Below are 19829 nucleotides of genomic sequence, written 5' to 3'. Positions count from 1 at the left end.
GTTTAGAAAATGAAGTCCATGCCGCCAAAGACGCTGTAGTAGCTAACGTCCTGCAACGTTCCGGTTGTGGTTGAGAAAACGTGTTTCTGGTTCAGGTGCGAGAACTCGCCATGCAGCGCGAAACCCGCGCGGCTATGCATGAACGGGTAATAGCGGGCAGCAATCGTATTCGCCGTGGTGTTGCCGGCATCATCCGGATACGCGGTGCTCGCCTGCTGCGTCATGTAGATGGCGTCGTAGCGATACGTCATGATGAACTGCGGGTTGAACAGGTAGTGAGATTCCACCATGAAGTTGTTCCACGATGGATCGCGCGAGCCCGCTGGCAATACCGGGGGCATGCCGCCGGTCGAAACGTAATTCGCCAGGTATGCGCTCTCGCTACCGTGCCCGAACAGCGGCGTAACGTCGAATTTGCCGAAGTAGAGCAGGGCAAAAACCGCTTCACGGCTGAAGCCGTGATTGCCCTTGCCGGTGCCTGGGATATCGCCGCCACCGGATGTGAGGTAGTACGTCGGGGCCTGCCCGATGTAAGCCTGCGCCCCAATTCGCTGTAGACCTAAACTGCCCGCGTTGAAGGCGGTGCTGAAGGTGAAGCTCCCGTCATACGTGCTGCCGTAAGGAACGTCCACGTTGCCGTCATTACTGCTGAGCAGCGAGGCCGAGAAACGCGTGTAGTCGTTCTTCGAGTGGCCGGCGAACTCGATTCCCATCTGGTTGTCGCCGATACCGAACTGGTAGGGGTTCGAGTCGCCAAACGGCAGGAAGTGGTAAAGCTGGTAAGAGCCGCCGTTCGCTGAGAGGGTGAGACCTCGTTTTTCCGAGATCAGGTTGTCGAGCTCGAACTTGCCGACCTTCAAATTCGCCCACGAGCTGTGGAACAGGTTGTCGAACCGTACCCAAGCTGATTCGAAATGGAAGGCGCCCGTTTCATCGGCAGAAGGGACTAGCAGGAAGGAGATGTCTTTGTTGAGCGTGCCCGCGGTGAGAATGTCGAGGCCGCTTAGATTGAAACCGTGAGTTGTGACCGACTGTCCGTTGGGCGCCTGGTCGGTTGCCACCCTGCCAGTGTTCTCGAGGTCCCAATTCGGTGTGATACGGAACGCCACCGGCCAGTAGCTCGGATTCTGCCAGATCGGAGCGTCGCGGTCGTTCATCAACTGGTATCCGTTGTCCTTGAACGTCTGGCCGAAATTATTGAGTTTGGGCCATGCATCGTGACACGCGGAACACGGCAATCCGTACTTGCGTGCGAAAGCCGCGATCGCAAAACTGGATTGGCTGCTTGCCGCAAGGAAGATGCCGAGCAGCATCCCCATGGCGAGGTAGGAAGCGATTGCCGAGCGCAGGCGCTGAAAACGCCCGATCACATCTATCCGCATAGCAGCTCCTCTGACGAGTTTGGTCTCTTCAAAAATTGCAAGAAGCTAGGGGCCCTGTACGTCTCTATCCCAAGGTTTCATCGGGCTTTTTCGTCCGATCTGCGAGCGAACCTTGGAACGTAGCTTCGCAAAACGATTAGCACGAAGCGCTCATTCTTTCTGGCGAGCGTCGAGCGAACGCTCATGCCATCTGGCTTTACCTAAACGGGAATGTTCCCCGAATAATTGGCGCCTAATCCTTGACAGCAATAGTTTGGTTGTGAATTCCCCAAACGGTTGCGGATACTACGCCCTCGCGAAAGCAAAAGCAAATAGCTCTTTCGTGCCTAAATTAGTAAAATTGTGTGCAAACAAAAGACTTAGATGAACACGTCGTCATCTAGTCGCCATTTTCGAACGCTTGCGCGCCGCACGTTTGTGGACGCTTGACAGTGCCTCGCGTCCGGGAGTACGAATGGCAGCAAGTCGACGCCCTCATGCCCTTGTCTCATCTCCCGGTCTACCGTTCGCTCCACGTACGTCGCGTTACGCACATCGTGCTCGCCATGTTCGTGCTTTCCTGCTTTACCGCGCCGCATCTGGTGGCCGGTACGCGGAAAGATATCCACGAATCGCCGAATGCGCTCCAGGTGCTGGTCAACGCTCCGCTCAAAGATGTGATTGACGCAGTGCAGCAGGTTTCGGGCGACACCGTGATTTACGGCACGCAGTCGTATCAGCGCGAAAAGAACTTGATGGGCGCTCGCCGTGCGGAATCTTCGAAGGCGTTTGGTGACGCGGCTCCCGCCGGAACAGTGATCTACAAGATCGCCGAAGGAGTGCTCGCGCCAACCAACTTCAAGAATACCGCCGATATGGGCACTATTACCGTGCGCTACGTGGTCAGCAGGTTCGACGAAAAGAACACCAACGTCCGCATCGATGCTGTATTCATCGAGAACTCATCGAAACACGTTCACGAGTCCGATGGATCGGTGGAGGCGGCAGAATTCGGCGAGATTCGGCAGCGGGTCGAACAGATAATGGCACGCCATGAAACGGACCGCATGGAGGCCGAGCGGATCGCGCGTGAGCGCAATGAAAAGCAAGCCGAACTCGACCTCGCCGCGCGCCAGGAAGCCGCCAAGGCTGCGGCGGCTGCACCCATCGATCTCGAACAACGAGTCGTGCAATTGCGGCGCAAAGCGGAACTGCGGGTGAAGGCGTCGGGAACGCAGCTGAAGTCCGCACCTTACAAGGGCGCTGCCAGTCTGCAATCGTTATCGCCGTACACGGATGTCGTGGTGCTCATCGTTACGCCGTTTTGGTATGGCGTGCAAACCGCCGATGGACATCGCGGGTGGGTCTATCACGCCGAAGTGGAGAACCTGCCGTGAAGCGTGCCCTCGCACAATTCGCGCTGCTTTTCGTTCTCTGTGCAATTTCCTTCGCGCAGGAAACCGAGGCCTTGCGCCAGACCTTTCATGCGCCGAAAGGTGACATCGAGCAGGCGCTGAAAGATCTCAGTGCTTATCAGCCCGGCCGGTTGCCCTTTGTCGAAGGCTTCGTAGGCTCGATTGACGCGCCTTTGAAGGGGTTCCAGCGCCCGTCGTACCAATATGCGATCAACCTTCAACAAGCGTCGGAGTCCGAGGTAACGGTCAGCGTCAACGCGAAGATCAGCGCCTGGTACGAAGACAAGGACGCAACGAAGTCGGGCTATCGCGAACTGCCGTCCAATGGACGACTCGAGACTGACCTGTTCGACCGGCTGCGCGCCCGTTTATCGCAGCACGCGGCGGACATCGCGGCTTCCCGCACGCCGCTGGTTTCACCGAAGTTAATGGGGACGGCGCCGATGGTGGTGGACGCGGGGCCATCGGTGACGCCAGCACCCACGTTGTCGAGCGCACCACCGAGCTTTAGAGCCTATGCAGCGCCTGCTGGACCGCTGGTTCCACCTGAACAGAACCCGCGCTACCAGCGCTTGGTCCAGGAGGAGAAGAGCCTCAACGAGGTCATCGCAGCGCAGCAGCATCCGAGCGATCTCGTGGCGGTGAAGGCACCGCACACGCCGATCGTGGCGACGCCAACCGATGCCGCGCGCGTTGTGATGTATGCCGATGCCGAAGACGAGTTTCAATATTTGAAGACCGAAGGCGAGTGGACGCACGTTCAAATTTCCGGGCTCAATCGCGGCTGGATCCGCTCCGCACAAGTCGAGCAAATCGGAACGAAAGCCGCGCAAACCGCTGCATCCACGGCCGGAGAAGAATTTCGCCTGACCAAAGAAGAGACTTCCACCTTCCCCGGTGATTGGGCGCCATTGCGTGGCAAGAACGTGAAGATCATCTGGGTGCAACCGAATGGGAAGTCCACACAGAAGGCACGGTTGAGCTACGCGGAGTCGGTATTCAAGAAGCAAGCGAACGCGACGGGCGTGGACGGTGTGGTGGTCGTCTTCGATGCTGCGGAAGGCGGGATGGCAGCAGCCACGACCCCTATGCTTCGTCAGTGGATCGCCGGTACATTGACCGATCCCAGTTTTCTAGCTCAATGCTGGTTCGATCCTGCTGACGCGTTCGCCCGCCCCGCATCAAGCAGCTCCAAATAGATAACGCATTTCCTCCCCGTCCATACCGCTGAACGGTGGGTACCCCCTCCCCTTTAAAAAACGCAAAATCTTCAAAACACGGGACTTCGCTATTGCATGGTTCGCAAAATATTCAATTCAAAAGAGTTATAGGCAAAATATTCAAAACAAATGAGTTGCTGAGTATGGACAACCCCGCGAACAGAGCAATGTTGCGAACTGTCAAAGAGCTCAAGTTGCGATTGGGAATGCCCCAGTGGGACACGATATCTTGGGTTGCGAGGCGATTTATGTGATCGCGAACACGGATGCTCGTGATATCGGTCCCACGTCGGAACTCGGGCGAACTGATTCAACGCGTTATGTGGAAGCGCTCTCTGGATCCACTTTCATAGGAACGAGGAAATTGCTCGCCAAGAGATAGGCGTGAAGGTGGCAGAGAGGAGACGCAAAGCGCAGTTGATCGGCCGTCACCCACCCGTCTGTTTCATCCCACTTCAGTCCGGCGGGCGCAAAGTCTTTGATTGCTTCCTGTAATTCGGACGCCCGCATCGGATAGGCGTAAATGCGCACGTTTTGTACAAACAGACGCGAGAGGGCTTCAAGAAGTGAGCCTTGCAGATGGTAGTAAGGATCAGTAAAGGCTCGAATCGAAAGTGAAAGACCAACGACGAACCGCATCGGCGCCTTGGTGTAGCGATTCACGAGGGTTGTCATGGCGTAGAGCTCTCGTTCTCGAAACAGGAGCACATCGCCGCCTTGAGCTAACAGCCCATCAATTCGCCGCAGCAAGTCGGAAACGTCGGGGGCCGGACCTTCGGGGCTGAGCGGCGCCGCAGAAAGAGCAAAGAAACCCATTGGAGCGGCGCTGGACTGCCCCAATTCCCGGCCGAGTTCCTGGACTCCTGCCGCCAACAAATGCAGATGAATCTCACTGTGAATGGGATCCAGATGAACGAAAGTACCCGGCGCCAGTACAACCGCTTTCTTGTACAACGCCTCGGTGGGTGGAGAACAAGTGCCCTTAGAGGAGAAGAAGACCGCTTCTGCGAATCCCGCGTGTACGAGATATACCTGCACTTCGTGTCGGTTCCAGCCCTCAAACGCAGGTCCGCGAAAATCGACGAAGTCAATTTCAACTCGTTCCTTGGGAAGGTCCTGGGTTACTCCACCGAAAAACGACTCCTGGGCTGTGAGTTGATAAAACGCGGCAAAAATAAGATTGACGCCGAGGACGCCGATTACTTCCTGCTGAAGGACATTGGAAGGGTCCCGCATGTTGATATGCAGCAGAATGTCATTGAAGGGACCACCCGGCGCCGACTGGAACCGCAGGCCGACCCAGCCATGGGGGTCGTTAGTGCCGGCGTGGTTTCGCGCCGAAACGGTGTCTACAAAGGAGAAAAAGCGAGTGTTCGAGCCCCGGGTGCTTTGCAATTGCGTAAGCAACTGGGCCCACTCGTTCTCCAGCATCGCCTCCAGCCGTTCCCTGGAGACATAGCGCGAACCGGCACCGTAGAGATCGTCGCTGACTTGTTTGTCGTACGCGGAGATAGTTTTTGCGACCGTCCCAGAGGCGCCACCAACAATGAGGAACCACCGGGCGACTTCCTGTCCGGCACCAATTTCGGCGAAAGAACCGAACGCCGTTGTATCGAGGTTTAGCGTGAGTGCTTTGCGATGCGCATCCAGCTTCTCCGCAGGAGGGATGATGACGATCTGGCCGGGTGAAGCGTTCGTCACGTTTTCCATGTTTTGATCAGGCGAGCGCCTGCCTCCCTAGGTTCGCTAGAATCCGGTGCCTGTAGTTTCTACCCAAACTGAGCGATTGGATAACGGATTCAACCCGAGGACGGAAAAAATAGGTTTGCCGGACTCAGTGCACCTCGCGAAGCACATTGATCGAAGCGGGCGGCAGCGTGTAGCGAGTTTGCTCGCCCGCCGTCAACTTGCTGGTGACGGGCGGCCCGTCCGGGTCGGCGTAACCATTCTTTCGGTCAGGATGCCACTGGTATTGGGCTTTTCCAAACGTGACCATCTCTACGGCGCCGCGAAGGCCTCCCGCTCCGCTGTTTCGGAATGTGATCTGCACTTCGTGTGGATGATCGCGATCTTTGTTGATCAGCAAAATCGACCATTTGCCGTCCGGGCGAAGTAGCGGGTAGGCAGTCACCAGCGTGTGTCCTGCGGCGTCTTTGATGTCGCTCGTGGCGCGGAAGAGTTGATGTTCAGCATCGCCGGGCTGCACCCACTCCTGGGTCAGCATTTTCGCGCCAAAATATTGCGAGGTCTTCCGTTGAATCACATAGTTTTTATCGACCATGAACATGTGATAAGTGCCCCAGCTGTTCGGACACGCCGGATGCGGCGGGGAGTACGAAAGTGCGTGATAGTAGTGGGTGGATTGTCCGCCGGCGGTAAGGAAACCGGCGAAAGAATCGCCGAGCCAAAGCGCGCCGAAGATGTCCACCGCCGCTTCCCCACCGTGATCGTTGGTTTCGGTGTCGAGCAGCGGAATATTTGGCGGCAATCCATCCGCTCGCCAGACATCCATAACGTGCATGATTAGCTCAGGTTCCTGATAAAGGTTCTCCCACGGCGTTTCGCATCCGTCATAGGGATAGTGTTCGAACGACATGAATGCGAAATCGTCGAGATGGCCGTGGGTTTTTAAGTAGTCAAGGAAACGCGCGAACCACGAGGTTCTGCCCTTCGGGTCAGCCCACGCCTTGATGTCTTCAGTCACGCCCTGGAACGACGGGCCGCCCAGCTTGAATGTGGGGTCGACCTTGTGAATGGCTGTCGCCCACTGAATGTACAGAGCCGCGTTGTCCTCGGGCTGCATGTACTGACCATCGGCCTCTTCACCCATCTCGATGTATGAGATCGGATATTTGCGAGCTTTGAGGTAAGCCATTTGGGCCGCGGAATCTTCTGGCGTTCCATAGATCAACGCAATCGGTACGATTGCAGGAAGTCCGCGGGTGATGCCGCTGGTGAAGAACAAGTCGAAGCCGGGCTGATCTCCCGATTCCATCCGGTCTGGTGCGACGTACAGGTCGGACGGTTCATGCCAGGGATCAACGGAGGAGCAATACGTCAATGTTTGCTGCTGTCCCGGAGTGTGTTTGAGCAGGTCGTGGAAATCGCCGCTCTGATCGACTGTACCCAGATAGACCTCGCGAATGGCGTAACCAACACAATTTCTCTTGTCACTGGATCCGTGGGTGTCGCAGGTATTGGAGGAACCGGTCATCAGCACACGCACGTATCGCGCTTGGACCGTTGAGGTGCTGAGCTTGATCGTCGGAGTGCCACCCTCACCGTTCGCGACAGCCCCAGATGAAAAGTTCTTCCACGTGCCTTTATCCTGTTCATCCATCGCGTCGCCCGAACCTTCCCAGTACTGCACGTTGTATTCGCGCGCATACGGTTCGGCCCATGCGATGCGGATCGCGTTGATGTCCTGCGGCTTTTCCAAATCAATCACGATCCATTGCGCATGCGCGGAATCCGGTTCGCCAGTGAACGTCTGTGTAAGGTAGGGATTGCTCTTCCAATAAGTTTTGATGTCGCCATCATCAAGACGAGAGAAGCCGTCGAACTCGGAGCCCCCGTTGCGGGTAAAGCCACGATGCTGGAGCGAGTATCCGAACGAGTGGCGAATCGGCTCACTCGTAGGCGTGGCGTCGCCGACGAAATAGCCCTTGCCGCTCGGATCGCTCCACTTGCCCTTAGGGTTCCAATGCCACGCTTGAATGAAGAGCTCAGTGTTCTGGCGATAACTGACGACGCCCCATCCCGCGCTCAGCACTTGTTGCACTTGATCGGGGCGAAAGAAAGTATCGGTTGCGTTGCTCGGGACGCGATCTACCGTGGTTCCCAGCGCGTATTGCGGCCGGAAGCGATTCACGACGTGTGCGGGATCGGCGTCGACGACGATCGTTTGAGCACCCAAACTTGCAGCGGCAAGAAACATTGCGCACGAGATGGAAGCAAATCGCGAGATCATTTCAGTTTCCTCTAGGTTCGAAACTTGTTTCGGCTAGAACGCCGCGGTCGACGAGGTTAGACATTACGTGGAGCACGACTCGCGTGCTGCCATGCGGCGGAGTCACGATGGATTGCAGTTGGACCAACTCTGCAGGTGAGACCCGCTGCACTCCAGCCAAGCCTGCTTCGCCGTCCTTGTCGTCGTAAAAGTAGGCTGTGAGTTCGCCGGACTGAAAAACTCCAAACAGTCCGCTTAATCGCAACCCGTTTGATTCCCACTGGGCACGTAGCGGCTCGTTCACCACTCCTGCTGGCGCGACCGACTGCAGGGTTTCGCCGCTCCGAGTGGGGAACCAGGAAGTGCGCAGGGTGTAGGTCTCGCCTGGTTGTAGTGAAATCATCGGGCTGTTGACCTCTGCTTCCATGTAGAAAGGCATGTTCGCGGGATCGGACGCGGTGAGATGCGGTACGCCGTCGGCATTGAATTCAACCGCGGGACCGTTGGTGTAGAAGATGACCGTTGCTTTGCCGGGGTACTCTTCGTTTTCATGCGGGAATTTTTCGACCATCGCGAACTTTGAAGATCCATCCACGAGGGCGAGCCAGCCGTCAGTTGAATCGACCCAGATCTCGCGCTGGAACGAGTTGTAGTGCAAAGTGAAGAGGCCGTTTTTCACGCCCACCGCGGTGTCTTCTGCCTGCCCGAGCCGCAATCGGTAGCCGTCTTCGTAGGCGGTTTTCGGATTCGCAGCGGTGAATGCGAAGAACTTCGGATTGAGTTTCAGCGGGTTTTCTTCGGAGGCGAGGTCGTACTGCGAGACTGACTGCATGGACCAGCGAATCGTTCGCTGGCTCGCGTTCTTCATGGTCGCGTCGAAGTGAATTCCCGGCGAATCGCTTTGCAGACTGATGTCACGCGAGTATTGCAAGCCAGTCTTCGGATCGGATTGGCCTTCGAGGCGAACTTTGCAAGTCTCGCCTCGCGATAGGACAGTAAATGCGTACTCGCCATCGTCCAGCACATCGGCGATCGGGCCGGGCCAGTGTTGATCGTCACCGCTCCCCTCAGGCAGAGGCCAGATCTTGTCGCCTCCATAGTTGAACCATTTGCTGGGAGTTGGCGGGAAGTATTTGCCTTCCAACTTTGGATTGACGAAGAGGTAATTGTGGCCGTGAAACGCAACTTGCATGAGGCGGCCGCCGAGTTGCGGAACGATCGTCAACGCGACCCAGTCATTCGACACCTGCTGCGCGTTCCAGCCTCCAAAGCGGACCGGTTCGACGCGGCACTTCCGTGGGGATTCGGCACGACACATTGCGCCGGAGAGCGCGCCCGCGAGAGCGAACAGCACGAATGAGTGCGTCAAGCGCATTTTTAGTCCCACCGTTCTGACGACCGAGAAATATACCTGCTCCAAAACACTTTGTCGAAGATAGAATGTGTCCTCAATTGCGTGCTGAAACGTTTCAACACTGGAGAATAGGACACATCGCATTCTGATGGAATGAAGTTACGGCCCTGAATTCTGATTCCGGAGGTCCGGTCATGCGTCGCGCAAATTGGTTCGCTGCATCCCTTTTGTCCACACTTTTACTCATGACAAGCATGCTCTGGGCGAGCATCACCGGAAGTATCTCCGGCGTGATCACCGATTCAAGTGGTGCAGTCGTTGCCGGTGCGAATGTCACGGCGACTGATACCCAAACGGGTACCCATACTACGGTCGTCACCGACAGCAAGGGTTTCTACAACTTCCCCAGTCTAGCGGTCGGCAACTACACGGTGGAGATCAGCCGGCCCGGATTCAAGCAGTACCGCACGACCGACCTCGTCGTGAACGCGAACTCGGCTCTGCGCCTGGATGCTGCGCTGGTTGTGGGAGCAGCTTCCGAGAAAGTCGAAGTTACCAGCGAAGCGGTTCACGTCGAGACGCAAAGCACGCAAATGGGGGAGGTCATCACTGGCAAGACTATGACCGCGGTCCCGTTAAATGGCCGCGCCTTCACAGACCTGCTCGCGCTACAGCCGGGCGTGTCGCCTTACAACTCGAGTGATACCGGGATGGCCGGCGTGAACGATCGTCCGGTGGATGGTGGCTTGAATTCAGGCAACCAGTCGGTGAACGGGCAACGGGAGGCTTCGAACGGCTTCATGGTTAACGGGTCGAATGTCGAGGAAGGCAAGACGAATGGTGCTGCGATCATTCCGAACCTCGATTCGATCAGCGAATTTCGCATCATCACGAATAACTACGACGCGGAATACGGCAATTACAGTGGTGGGCAGATCAACGTCGTGACCAAGTCGGGGACTAATGCACTCCACGGTACGGTGTTTGATTTTCTGCGTAACACTTCGCTCGATGCCAAGAACTATTTTGCAGCGCACTCCGATCCGACTCCTGTCTTCCGGCAAAATCAGTTCGGGGGAACCATTGGCGGCGCGATTAAGAAGAACTCCACCTTCTTCTTTGTGGACTACCAAGGGACGCGGCAGACCCTTGCGCCAACAGTGACTGCCCAGGTGCCGACCGTCGATAATCTCGGCGGCAATTTCAGCGACTCTGCGGATTCGTTTAGCGGCGTTGTGAATGGGCCTTATTTTGCGAACCTTCTCTCGCAGAGACTGGGCTACAACGTCAACGACCAGGAGCCTTACTACACGGCGGGCTGCACGAACGCCACCCAGTGCGTTTTTCCAAATGCCGATGTTCCGAAGGCGGCGTGGTCACCTGTAGCAACCGCCATGGTCGGGATGGGATTGATTCCGCAGCCGAACGTTTCGACACAGAATTTCAATTACGAGACATCGCAGTATGCACAGACGTTGCGTGACGATAAGGGTGGCGTGCGCATTGACCAGAATTGGCGCTTCGGGCAATTGTTTGGTTACTACTTTGCCGACGACTACCTTCTGGATTCGCCCTTCCCGAGTGGGGGCGCCAGCGTGCCGGCGCAAGGGTTCCCATACTCCGCGACCACGTCCGGGCGCGCTCAACTGGTGAATATCGGCGACACCAAGAGTTTTGGCGCTACGGCGGTGAACGAATTCCGATTTAGCTATGTGCGAAACACGCTGTCTCTCACAACGCCGACCAGCGGAATTGGTTCCAATTTCAGCCTGGCCAATCTTGGTTTCGTCACACCTTGGGGAGCGGCTTCTGGCGGCATTAGTCCGATCGCGCCGGGTTTGGAAGGTGTGCCTTACATCACGTTCAACAGCTTTGGGATCGGCGTGCCGCAGGTGAGTACCCGTCAGTACAACAATTCTTTCCAGTGGCTGGATAATTTTTCGAAGGTGATCGGAACCCACTCGCTTAAGTTTGGCGGTCAGTTCCACTACGATCAGATCAACGAACGAAATCTCGCGGCCGAGAACGGGCAATACGGGTTCTCCGGATCGGAGACTGGAATCGATTTCGCCGACTTCTTGATCGGTGCTCCGGACAGTCTGACGCAGGCAAGCCCGCAGATTCTCGACTCGCGCAGCAAGTACTACGCGCTATTCGCACAAGACAGTTGGCGTGTAACGCCGAACTTGGTCTTCAACTACGGCCTGCGCTGGGAAGCGAGTATGCCGTGGTACGACACACAGAACAAAACAGAAACCATCATCCCGGGAAAGCAATCGGTCAAGTTTCCCGGCGCGCCTCCCGGCTACGTAGTGGCCGGCGATCCGGGCGTGCCGCGCACGTTGGCGCCGACGCAATGGGCGAACTTTTCGCCGCGGTTAGGTCTCGCATATTCTCCTAGCGCGACCTCCGGGTTCTGGGCCAAAGTGTTCGGCGGCCCGGGCCGAACAAGCATTCGCATCGGCGGCGGACTGTACTACACGTCCGTCGAAGACTTATCGCAGTTCCTCGAAGTCGGCGATCCGCCGTATGGCTTGTACTACGGGAGCGCCAATCCACCGCTTCTGGAAGCGCCTTATCTTGCACGCTACAGCGGCGATTCGGTGGGACAACGTTTCCCGTTCCCATATCCTCCGACGAATGTCTCGCCGTCGAATCCCGACTCGACATTTCCGTGGGCACAGGTTGAGCCATTGTCGTACGACTGGTCGTTCAATTCACACAACAAGCTCCCCTACTCGGAGCACTACGAACTATCATTGCAACGGCAGATCGGAGCCGACACAGTCGTGACCGCGAGTTATGTTGGCAACCAGGCGCATCGCTTAGTCGCAGCGGTTGAATCCAATCCGACTAACCAGGCGGCTTGCTTATTCCTAAGCGATTCAGCCAATCTAGGCCCGAACAGCGCGGGACCGTGCGGTCCGTTTAGCGAAACGCCGCCATTCACGGTGACGGTGGTTGGCGGCGAATCGATCGGCACCACGACGCCATGGGTCACGAGCACCGGCAAAGTTGTTAACTCGGTACGGCCGCTGGGACCGCTCTTCGACACCAATCCGTGGGTCTCGACGATCGCCAACTCAAACTACAACTCGCTGCAGATGAGCGCGAATTACGAAAGCTCATCGTTGAGTTTCCTTGCCGCCTACACGTTCTCGAAATGTATGGACAACGCATCCGGTCTGCAAGACTCGGTGTACCCCTATGATCCGCGGGTGAGCCGTGCGCTTTGCAACTTTGATGTGACCCACAACTTCGTGATCAGCTACAACTGGCTGCTGCCATTTGATAAATATGCGAGCAAGCGATGGGAAAGAGCTCTGATTGGCGGTTGGGCGCTCTCCGGAATCACATCGTTTGCGACAGGGCTGCCAGTGAGCCTTTCCGAGAACGACGACAACTCGCTTATCGGCGCAAATGCAGCTCCAGTAGATGTTCCTAACTGCTCCTACAGTGGCGCAGTTTTGGGAGACACAGACCCGCGCAGCGGCAAGCCGTATTTCAACACTGCCCTCTTCAGTCCCGAACAACTCGGCCAGTTCGGCAACTGCCGGCGCCGTTATTTCCACGGTCCAGGGATCAACAACTTCAACATGGCGCTGTTGAAGACCGTGGTCTTCACGGAGTCGAAACAACTGCAGTTGCGCTTTGAAGCATTCAACGTCTTCAACCATGCGCAATTCACAAATCCATCAGGCGAAATCAACTCCGACACCTTCGGACTGGTTACAAACGCGCGCGACCCTCGAATCATGCAGGTCGGCGCGAAGTTCATTTTCTGAGATTCATCATTGCGATCGCGAGCGGAGGGCATAGTCTCTCCGCCCACATACGGGGCAGAGCCAGGATGAAATGTATTCGGAAGCAGTGTCTCTTCGTCTCCCTGATTGCGATTTGCTCAAGCGTCATTGGGCTCGGGCAAACGATTCGGGTAGATATCAGCCACCCCACCAATTCGTTCGTTCCAAACGAATCTCTCGGTGCTGGCATTGATCGTATCGGAGCGGCAGCGGCGGCGAAGTACTTCAGCGAGCCTCCGTCGAAAGCCGTGCTGGATGCCGGTTGGCAGCCTGTGACCTATCGGCAGAACACCGAGTTGGCAGTTGAGGCCTGGCACTGGAATCCGCAGGGCACGTGGAGCGATCCGAGCGGCAAAGGATACTTCACCGGTAGCGCCGAACCGGGACCGGAGATCATTAAGCATTCGTACGGATATGTTTTGCCCCATCGTGGCTTTACGCGTAACGATGGAACCGACACGAGCGGCTTCGGTAGAATGACCGACGGCGATCTCAACACCTATTGGAAGAGCAATCCGTATCTCACGAAACATTTCACTGGCCAGGAAGATTCCGAACATCCGCAGTGGATCGTGATTGATCTTGCAACGACACAATCCATAAACGCTTTGCGGATCGCCTGGGCAGAGCCTTACGCCAAGCAATACCTAATTCAGTATTGGACCGGCGACGACGCGATCAAATTACCGAGCAAAGGATCGTGGGTCGCGTTCCCCGCGGGCGTGGTAAGCGCCGGCAAGGGTGGGACGGTCACCCACCAACTCTCGAATTCGCCGATGCCGGTGCGTTTCTTGCGCGTCTGGATGACGGAGCCATCGAATACCTGCGACACACATGGCTCGGCCGATATTCGCAATTGCGTTGGTTATGCAATCCGCGAGGTGTTCATCGGGACGACCGACAGGAATGGCTTCCATGATGTGGCGCGGCACACCCCCGACCAGGATCAGACCACGACTTACTGCTCTTCGATTGACCCTTGGCACGAGCCTTCGGACTTGGGATCGACGCAACACGAACACGTTGGCATGGATCTGTTTTATCGCAGCGGATACACACGCGGCTTGCCGGCAATGATTCCAACCGCGTTGCTCTATGGCACGCCCGAAGATTCCGCTGCTGAAATCGCGTACGTCGAGAAGCGCGGCTACCCGATCTCCTATGTGGAACTCGGCGAAGAGCCGGATGGCCAGTACACGCTTCCGGAAGACGACGCTGAACTCTACCTGCAATGGGCGAGGGCAATCCACAAGGTGGATCCGAAGCTGAAACTTGGCGGGCCGGTATTTACGGGCCAGAACGAAGACATTTTGTCGTGGCCCGATGCGCAAGGTCAGACATCGTGGACGCGCCGGTTCCTGAACTATTTGAGGGCCCGCGGCGGTCTGCGAGAGCTCGCCTTCTTCTCGTTCGAACACTATCCATTCGAACCGTGCAAGGTGAATTGGAGCAGCCTTTACGACGAGCCGCAGCTCATGACTCACATCATGCAGGTTTGGCGTGACGACGGTCTGCCTGCCGATGTGCCAATGTTCGTTACCGAATCGAACATCACGTGGAACAGTGGCGAGTCGTCGGTAGACATCTTCGGAGCGCTCTGGCTCGCGGATTATGTTGGCTCGTTTTTCACCGCAGGCGGCAAGGGACTTTACTACTTCCATTATTTACCGCTGGGTGTGCACCCGGGGTGTAATCAGTCCGGCGGTACGTTTGGTATGTTCACGACGAAGGGCAATTTCGAAGTCGACAAGCCGACGTCGCAGTTCTTCTCGAGCCAGTTAATCAACACCGAATGGGTGCAGCCTGGTGACGGAGTGCACGAAACCTACGCCGCGACTGGCGATCTCATGGACGCCGCCGGGCACGCCTTAATCACCGCCTACGCCGTGAAGCGCCCTGATGGCCAATGGTCGCTGCTCGTTGTGAATCGCGATCAGGAGAATGCGCATAAGGTGACGATCGATTTCTCTGATTCTGGGCGGGGCAAGACTGGATTTGCAGGGCCAGTGCAGTTGCTGACCTTCGGCAGCACGCAATATAAGTGGAATCCCACAAGGGAAGGCGGCTTCCCCGATCCAGATGGGCCGGTTGCAAAATCCAGCATTAACGCATCGGCCGACACGGTTTATGAATTGCCGAAAGCATCCATGACTGTAATTCGCGGGTCGCTTTCACATCAGTAAACAACCTATTCCAAGGAACCCTATGCTTCACGCTGCGAAGATGTCATCTGTCCTCCTCCTTCTCTGTGCGTCTGCGTTTTGCGCGAATGATCTCAAGGTTCTAACCGATCACGTTGGTTATGAGACCACAGGTGCGAAACATGCTGTCGTTCTCGGTAAAGCCGGTGACCGTGTTTCCGAATGCTCGATCAAGAATTCAACCGACGACAGAGTTGTTGCGCCGATAAAGGCGGTGGCGGTCGGCCCAGTGAAGAAGTGGCGCGATTGGTATTTTTGGACATTGGACTTCGACAGCCTCACGCAGGAAGGCCACTACTACATTGAGTGCGCCTCATCGCGAGGCGCAGTGCGATCGTTTCCCTTTGCCGTTCAAGCCAATCTCCTGGAACAAGGCACTCTCTCTGATGTCCTGTACTACTTCAAAGACGAACGCAGTTCGGGACCAATGGACAAGGCGGACAGTCACCTGCCCTTCGATCCTCCGAAGCAAGGCACTCTCGATGCGCATGGTGGCTGGTGGGACGCGACAGGCGATTACGGGAAGCATCTGTCGCACCTCTCATTCTCAACCTACTTCAATCCGCAGCAGATCCCGCTCGTCGTGTACTCGCTGCTAAAGAGCTACGGGCAACTCACTCGGCGGGGACTCCCGGAGGTTACACGCTACAAAGACCGCATTCTCGACGAAGCGATGTTTGGTGCTGATTATCTCGTGCGCGTAAAAGATCCGAGTGGTTCTTTCTATCGCTCAATTTCGACGGGCGGCGTAAAGCAGGTGCCCGAAGAGCGCAAGGTCGCCGGCGAGATGAAGAAGTTCGCGATCTACCAGTCGAACGACAAGCGTCCTGACATGATTGAGAAGGCGAACAACGATCTTGAGTACGAAGTTAGCTATCGTTCTGGCGGCGGCATTGCGATCGCTGCTTTGGCGATGGCTAGCACTGCTCCTATCTCAGGTGAATACAAGAATGCGGATTACCTGAAGGCTGCCGAAGACGCTTTCGCTTACCTTGAGAAGAACAACCTGAAAATGGTCAACGATGGCAAAGAGAACATCGTTGACGATTACTGTGCACTCACCGCAGCGACTGAGTTGTTCCGCGCAACGAAGAAGCCAATATACAAGGAAGCAGCTGATCGCCGCGCGTCAAGCCTAGTGTCGCGCCTGGCGAGCGATGGTCAGCACCAGAATTACTGGCGCGCCGACGACCATGATCGTCCCTTTTTTCATGCGTCTGATGCCGGTCTTCCTGTGGTTAGCTTGCTGTACTACGCGGAGGTTACCGACGCGCAAACTCGCACAAAGGTTCTCGAAACGGTTAAGAAGTCGCTCGCTTTCGAGCTTGCGACTACGCGTGAGGTCCCAAATCCTTTTGGCTATGCCCGAGAGTTTGTTCAGGACAAAACCGGCGCCCGTCGCACCAGCTTCTTCTTCCCACATAACAGCGATGCGGCACCGTGGTGGCAGGGCGAAAATGCGCGGCTCGCATCTTTGTCTTCAGCAGCCAGACTTGCTGCGCTTCAATTCACCGACGATCCGGAGTTCGCGAAGCAACTCAATTCGTATGCTCTGAACCAGCTCAATTGGATCGTTGGACTGAATCCGTTCGATTCCTCGATGTTGAACGGCGTCGGCCATAACAATCCGCAGTACCTGTTTTTCGATTCCTGGGAATTCACCAATGCCCCGGGCGGCATATCGAACGGCATTACCAGCGGCTTCCGCGACGAAGACGATATCGACTTTAACCTTACGTACAAACAGACCGGGGCCGACAACGATTGGCGTTGGCAGGAACAGTGGCTGCCACATGCGTCGTGGTATTTGCTTGCGGTTTCAACGGGCAACACCTCGCCTCGCTGATCACCCGGGTACTTAGCGCGCAGGCTGGGATGGAGGGGCTTGTTTTCCACTGCCCTCGACGATGGTTGTATACCGACCGAGCGGCAGATCTGTAAAGCGTTCTACCAGTCCGCTCGGCGCGGGCCAGCGGACTTCGACCCAATCGATTTTTTTGCGTGCACCCAATCCGAGCACGAGTCGCGGATCTTGCGCGGAAAGGAAGCTGCCGCCGCCGACAATCATCCGGGTACGTGTCAGATCGTCAGCTTTGTAGGTGACGCGTGCGCCGATCGCGTCCGGATTCGCCTTCTTGCCTTTGAGATGAATCCCGACCCAGGCGTTCTTGTCCCCCACGGCATTGCGCAACAGAAGCGGTGCGCCGTCGTTCATCGAGATCAGCACATCCACTGCGCCGTTGTTGTCAAAATCTCCGAGCGCGAGGCCACGCGCGCTCATCTTCTTAGAAAATATAGGCCCACTCTCGGCGCTGACATCGCGCAGAGTGTTGCCCTCATTGTGAAAAAGGAGAAGCGGTTCTTCGTAGCTGACATCGTGGTGATAGACCTGGATCAGGTCGTCGGGGTTTCCGTTGCAGAGAATCAGGTCGAGATTGCCATCGTTGTCGTAATCGAAGAACTTCAGGCCCCAGCCGCTCATCAGTCGCGTTGCCATCGCGATGCCTGTCTTCTCTGCTGCATCGTCGAACGTTTCGTCTTTGTTGTTCTTGTAAAGTGAGAACCGCTCGTGGTCGATGTTGGCAACGAAGAGGTCCATCCAGCCGTCCTGATCGAAGTCGGCGGAATCTACACCCATGCCTGAGCGCGGGCGGCCAGCGTCGCTGTATGCGACTCCTGCCATCGTGCCGATCTCTTCGAACTTGCCATTGCCGCGATTAGCGAACAGGAAGTTTGCAACGGTATCGTTCGCAACAAACAGATCGAGTTTGCCGTCGTTGTTGATGTCGGTCGCGACCGCTCCCCACGCCTTGCCGAGAAAGTTCCCAATTCCAGAAGACTTGCTGACGTCGGTGAACGTTCCATCGCCATTGTTATGGAACAGGTAGCTGGCCATGGGCTTGTAGAGTCGCGGCACGCAATAACCCGGCTTGCCTTCGGCTTCGCAGGGCAGGTTTTTATCTTTGCTGAAATCGACGAAACGACAGACAAAGAGATCGAGACGGCCATCGTTGTCGTAATCGAACCACACGGCGCTTGATGCCCAACCCGGCGCAGCCACGCCAGCTTTCTCCGTGACGTCGGCAAATGTGCCGTCGCCATTATTGTGGTAGAGGATGCTGCGACCGTACTGCGTGACGTAGAGATCGGGGTAGCCGTCGCCGTCGTAATCGCCGACTGCAACGCCCTGACCATATCCGCCGCCAGCGACACCGGCCTTCTCGGTGACGTCGGTGAAGGTGCCGTCGCGATTGTTGCGATAGAGCGCATTGCGTATGGGTTGCGCGGGCGTATAGAAATCAGACTTCCCACTGTTCACCAGGTAGATGTCCATCCATCCGTCGTTGTCGTAATCGAGAAACGCGCAACCGGCGCCGGTGGTTTCGGGGAGGTACTTGGCGGAAGAGTGCCCGGCAACGTGCTTCCAGAGGATGCCGCTTTTCTCAGGACTGATCTCTTCAAACGGATAGGTTGTCGTCGGAGCGGCAAAGGCATATCGGCCGAGGCCCGCGTATGCGGCTAGCGTAGCTGAACTGCAAAGGAAATCGCGACGGGAGACTTTACGCAAGATGAAACACCATTACTGCGGCTGCTGGACGGGCGCCGAAGCGCCGCCGCTGCGTTGCATCATCTCGTTATGGATCGCGAACTCGCGGTCGGCATCTGCTTTGCGTCCGGTGCGACTATAGGCGGTTGCGAGATTGTAGTGGCCAGCAGGATTAGCGGGCTGTAGCTTCACCGCTGTTTCGAGCGGCGTCACAGCTTCAGCAAATTTTTTCTGCGCGACTAAGCTCGTTCCAATACCGAGATACGCGGCTGCGAAAGAGGGGTCGAGTTTGGTGGCTTTGGAGAAGTGTTGGATTGCGTCGTCATAGGAATTGGCTGTCTTCGCCAACTCGCCAAGCACGTATTCCGCGCCTGCATTTGTGGGATCGACCGCGAGTTCTGCCTCGAATTCTCTCTTTGCTTGCTCCGCCATATCGGCTGGCGGATTCGGCGCGGAGAGAAGCAATCGGCCTAAGCGAAAGTGGATTCCAACGGCTTTAGGGTTCGCCTCGAGAATCGTCTTGTACTCTTTCTCCGCCTCCTGCCACTTGCCTTGTGACTCCAGCGCTTCTGCGTTCAATTCGCGAGCCTGGTATGTGTTGCCATGCTTTGTCGCCAACTCTGCTGCGGCATGGGTTGAGAGATCGGAGTAGGTATGAACAAGAAGGTAAAGCGTGTCGGGATCGCTCGGGAACTCGCGTTCAAGCACACGTAGAAATTCCAGCGCACTCTCTGGCTGGTTCATGAACATCGCGCAGCGCACGCCAGCCATCGCGAGATCCCGATGATCGTCTTTTGCCGCGCTAGCGAGGCCCTTTTTCAGCGCCGGTAACGCCTCCTTACAATGCCCTTCCTGCGCCAGACGAAGAGCCGCCTTGGGCGATGCAGGCGAATTGGCGGGGCTATTCGATGCGGCTTGCGCGTGCACATTGACACCAGAAATCAGAAGACAGCAGAAGCCGATGAGCGTTCTCACTCTA

General features: G+C 56.5%; 11 protein-coding genes. 5 read left to right on the top strand and 6 right to left on the bottom strand.

Annotation, left to right across the window (positions count from 1 at the left end):
• Window positions 1-2: 2 nt before the first annotated feature.
• Window positions 3-1382, bottom strand: coding sequence for a hypothetical protein (locus ACID345_RS02210; RefSeq protein ID WP_011521241.1), 1380 nt, complete (start codon window positions 1380-1382; stop codon window positions 3-5).
• A gap of 431 nt (window positions 1383-1813) precedes the next feature.
• Between ACID345_RS02210 and ACID345_RS02205 the strand changes: the two genes are divergently transcribed.
• Window positions 1814-2758 carry a hypothetical protein gene (locus ACID345_RS02205; protein WP_148209988.1) on the top strand — a complete coding sequence of 315 codons (945 nt, stop codon included), beginning with the start codon at window positions 1814-1816 and terminating at the stop codon, window positions 2756-2758.
• Window positions 2755-3975, top strand: coding sequence for a hypothetical protein (locus tag ACID345_RS02200; protein ID WP_011521239.1), 1221 nt, complete (start codon window positions 2755-2757; stop codon window positions 3973-3975). Before ACID345_RS02205 ends, ACID345_RS02200 begins: the two co-directional genes overlap by 4 nt.
• Window positions 3976-4314: 339 nt before the next feature.
• Here the strand turns inward: ACID345_RS02200 and ACID345_RS02195 are convergent, their stop codons facing one another.
• From ACID345_RS02195 to ACID345_RS02185, 3 genes are all read right to left on the bottom strand, one after another.
• Window positions 4315-5706 carry a hypothetical protein gene (locus ACID345_RS02195; RefSeq protein WP_011521238.1) on the bottom strand — a complete coding sequence of 464 codons (1392 nt, stop codon included), beginning with the start codon at window positions 5704-5706 and terminating at the stop codon, window positions 4315-4317.
• Between the two features lie 124 nt (window positions 5707-5830).
• Window positions 5831-7966, bottom strand: a complete 2136-nt coding sequence (locus ACID345_RS02190; RefSeq protein WP_011521237.1) for a discoidin domain-containing protein — start codon at window positions 7964-7966, stop codon at window positions 5831-5833.
• Between the two features lies 1 nt (window position 7967).
• Complete coding sequence (locus tag ACID345_RS02185; RefSeq protein WP_011521236.1) at window positions 7968-9320, bottom strand: hypothetical protein; 1353 nt, start codon at window positions 9318-9320, stop codon at window positions 7968-7970.
• Between the two features lie 173 nt (window positions 9321-9493).
• Between ACID345_RS02185 and ACID345_RS02180 the strand changes: the two genes are divergently transcribed.
• The 3 genes from ACID345_RS02180 to ACID345_RS02170 all read left to right on the top strand — a co-directional run bounded on the left by ACID345_RS02180 (window position 9494) and on the right by ACID345_RS02170 (window position 17149).
• Entirely contained in the window at window positions 9494-13084 is a 3591-nt protein-coding gene (locus ACID345_RS02180) for a carboxypeptidase regulatory-like domain-containing protein (RefSeq protein WP_011521235.1), read from the top strand.
• A 65-nt stretch (window positions 13085-13149) separates the two neighbouring features.
• Entirely contained in the window at window positions 13150-15285 is a 2136-nt protein-coding gene (locus ACID345_RS02175) for a discoidin domain-containing protein (RefSeq protein WP_011521234.1), read from the top strand.
• A gap of 22 nt (window positions 15286-15307) precedes the next feature.
• Window positions 15308-17149 carry a glycoside hydrolase family 9 protein gene (locus tag ACID345_RS02170; protein WP_011521233.1) on the top strand — a complete coding sequence of 614 codons (1842 nt, stop codon included), beginning with the start codon at window positions 15308-15310 and terminating at the stop codon, window positions 17147-17149.
• A gap of 12 nt (window positions 17150-17161) precedes the next feature.
• Here the strand turns inward: ACID345_RS02170 and ACID345_RS02165 are convergent, their stop codons facing one another.
• Both ACID345_RS02165 and ACID345_RS02160 read right to left on the bottom strand, forming a co-directional pair.
• Complete coding sequence (locus tag ACID345_RS02165) at window positions 17162-18871, bottom strand: CRTAC1 family protein (protein ID WP_011521232.1); 1710 nt, start codon at window positions 18869-18871, stop codon at window positions 17162-17164.
• A gap of 12 nt (window positions 18872-18883) precedes the next feature.
• Window positions 18884-19825, bottom strand: coding sequence for a tetratricopeptide repeat protein (locus ACID345_RS02160; RefSeq protein WP_011521231.1), 942 nt, complete (start codon window positions 19823-19825; stop codon window positions 18884-18886).
• Window positions 19826-19829: the final 4 nt, after the last annotated feature.

Origin of the sequence: Candidatus Koribacter versatilis Ellin345 (assembly GCF_000014005.1) — a bacterium.
GTDB lineage: Bacteria > Acidobacteriota > Terriglobia > Terriglobales > Acidobacteriaceae > Korobacter > Korobacter versatilis_A.
The sequence above is the reverse complement of the archived record's forward strand: the minus strand, read 5'-3'. Positions and strand labels throughout refer to the sequence as shown.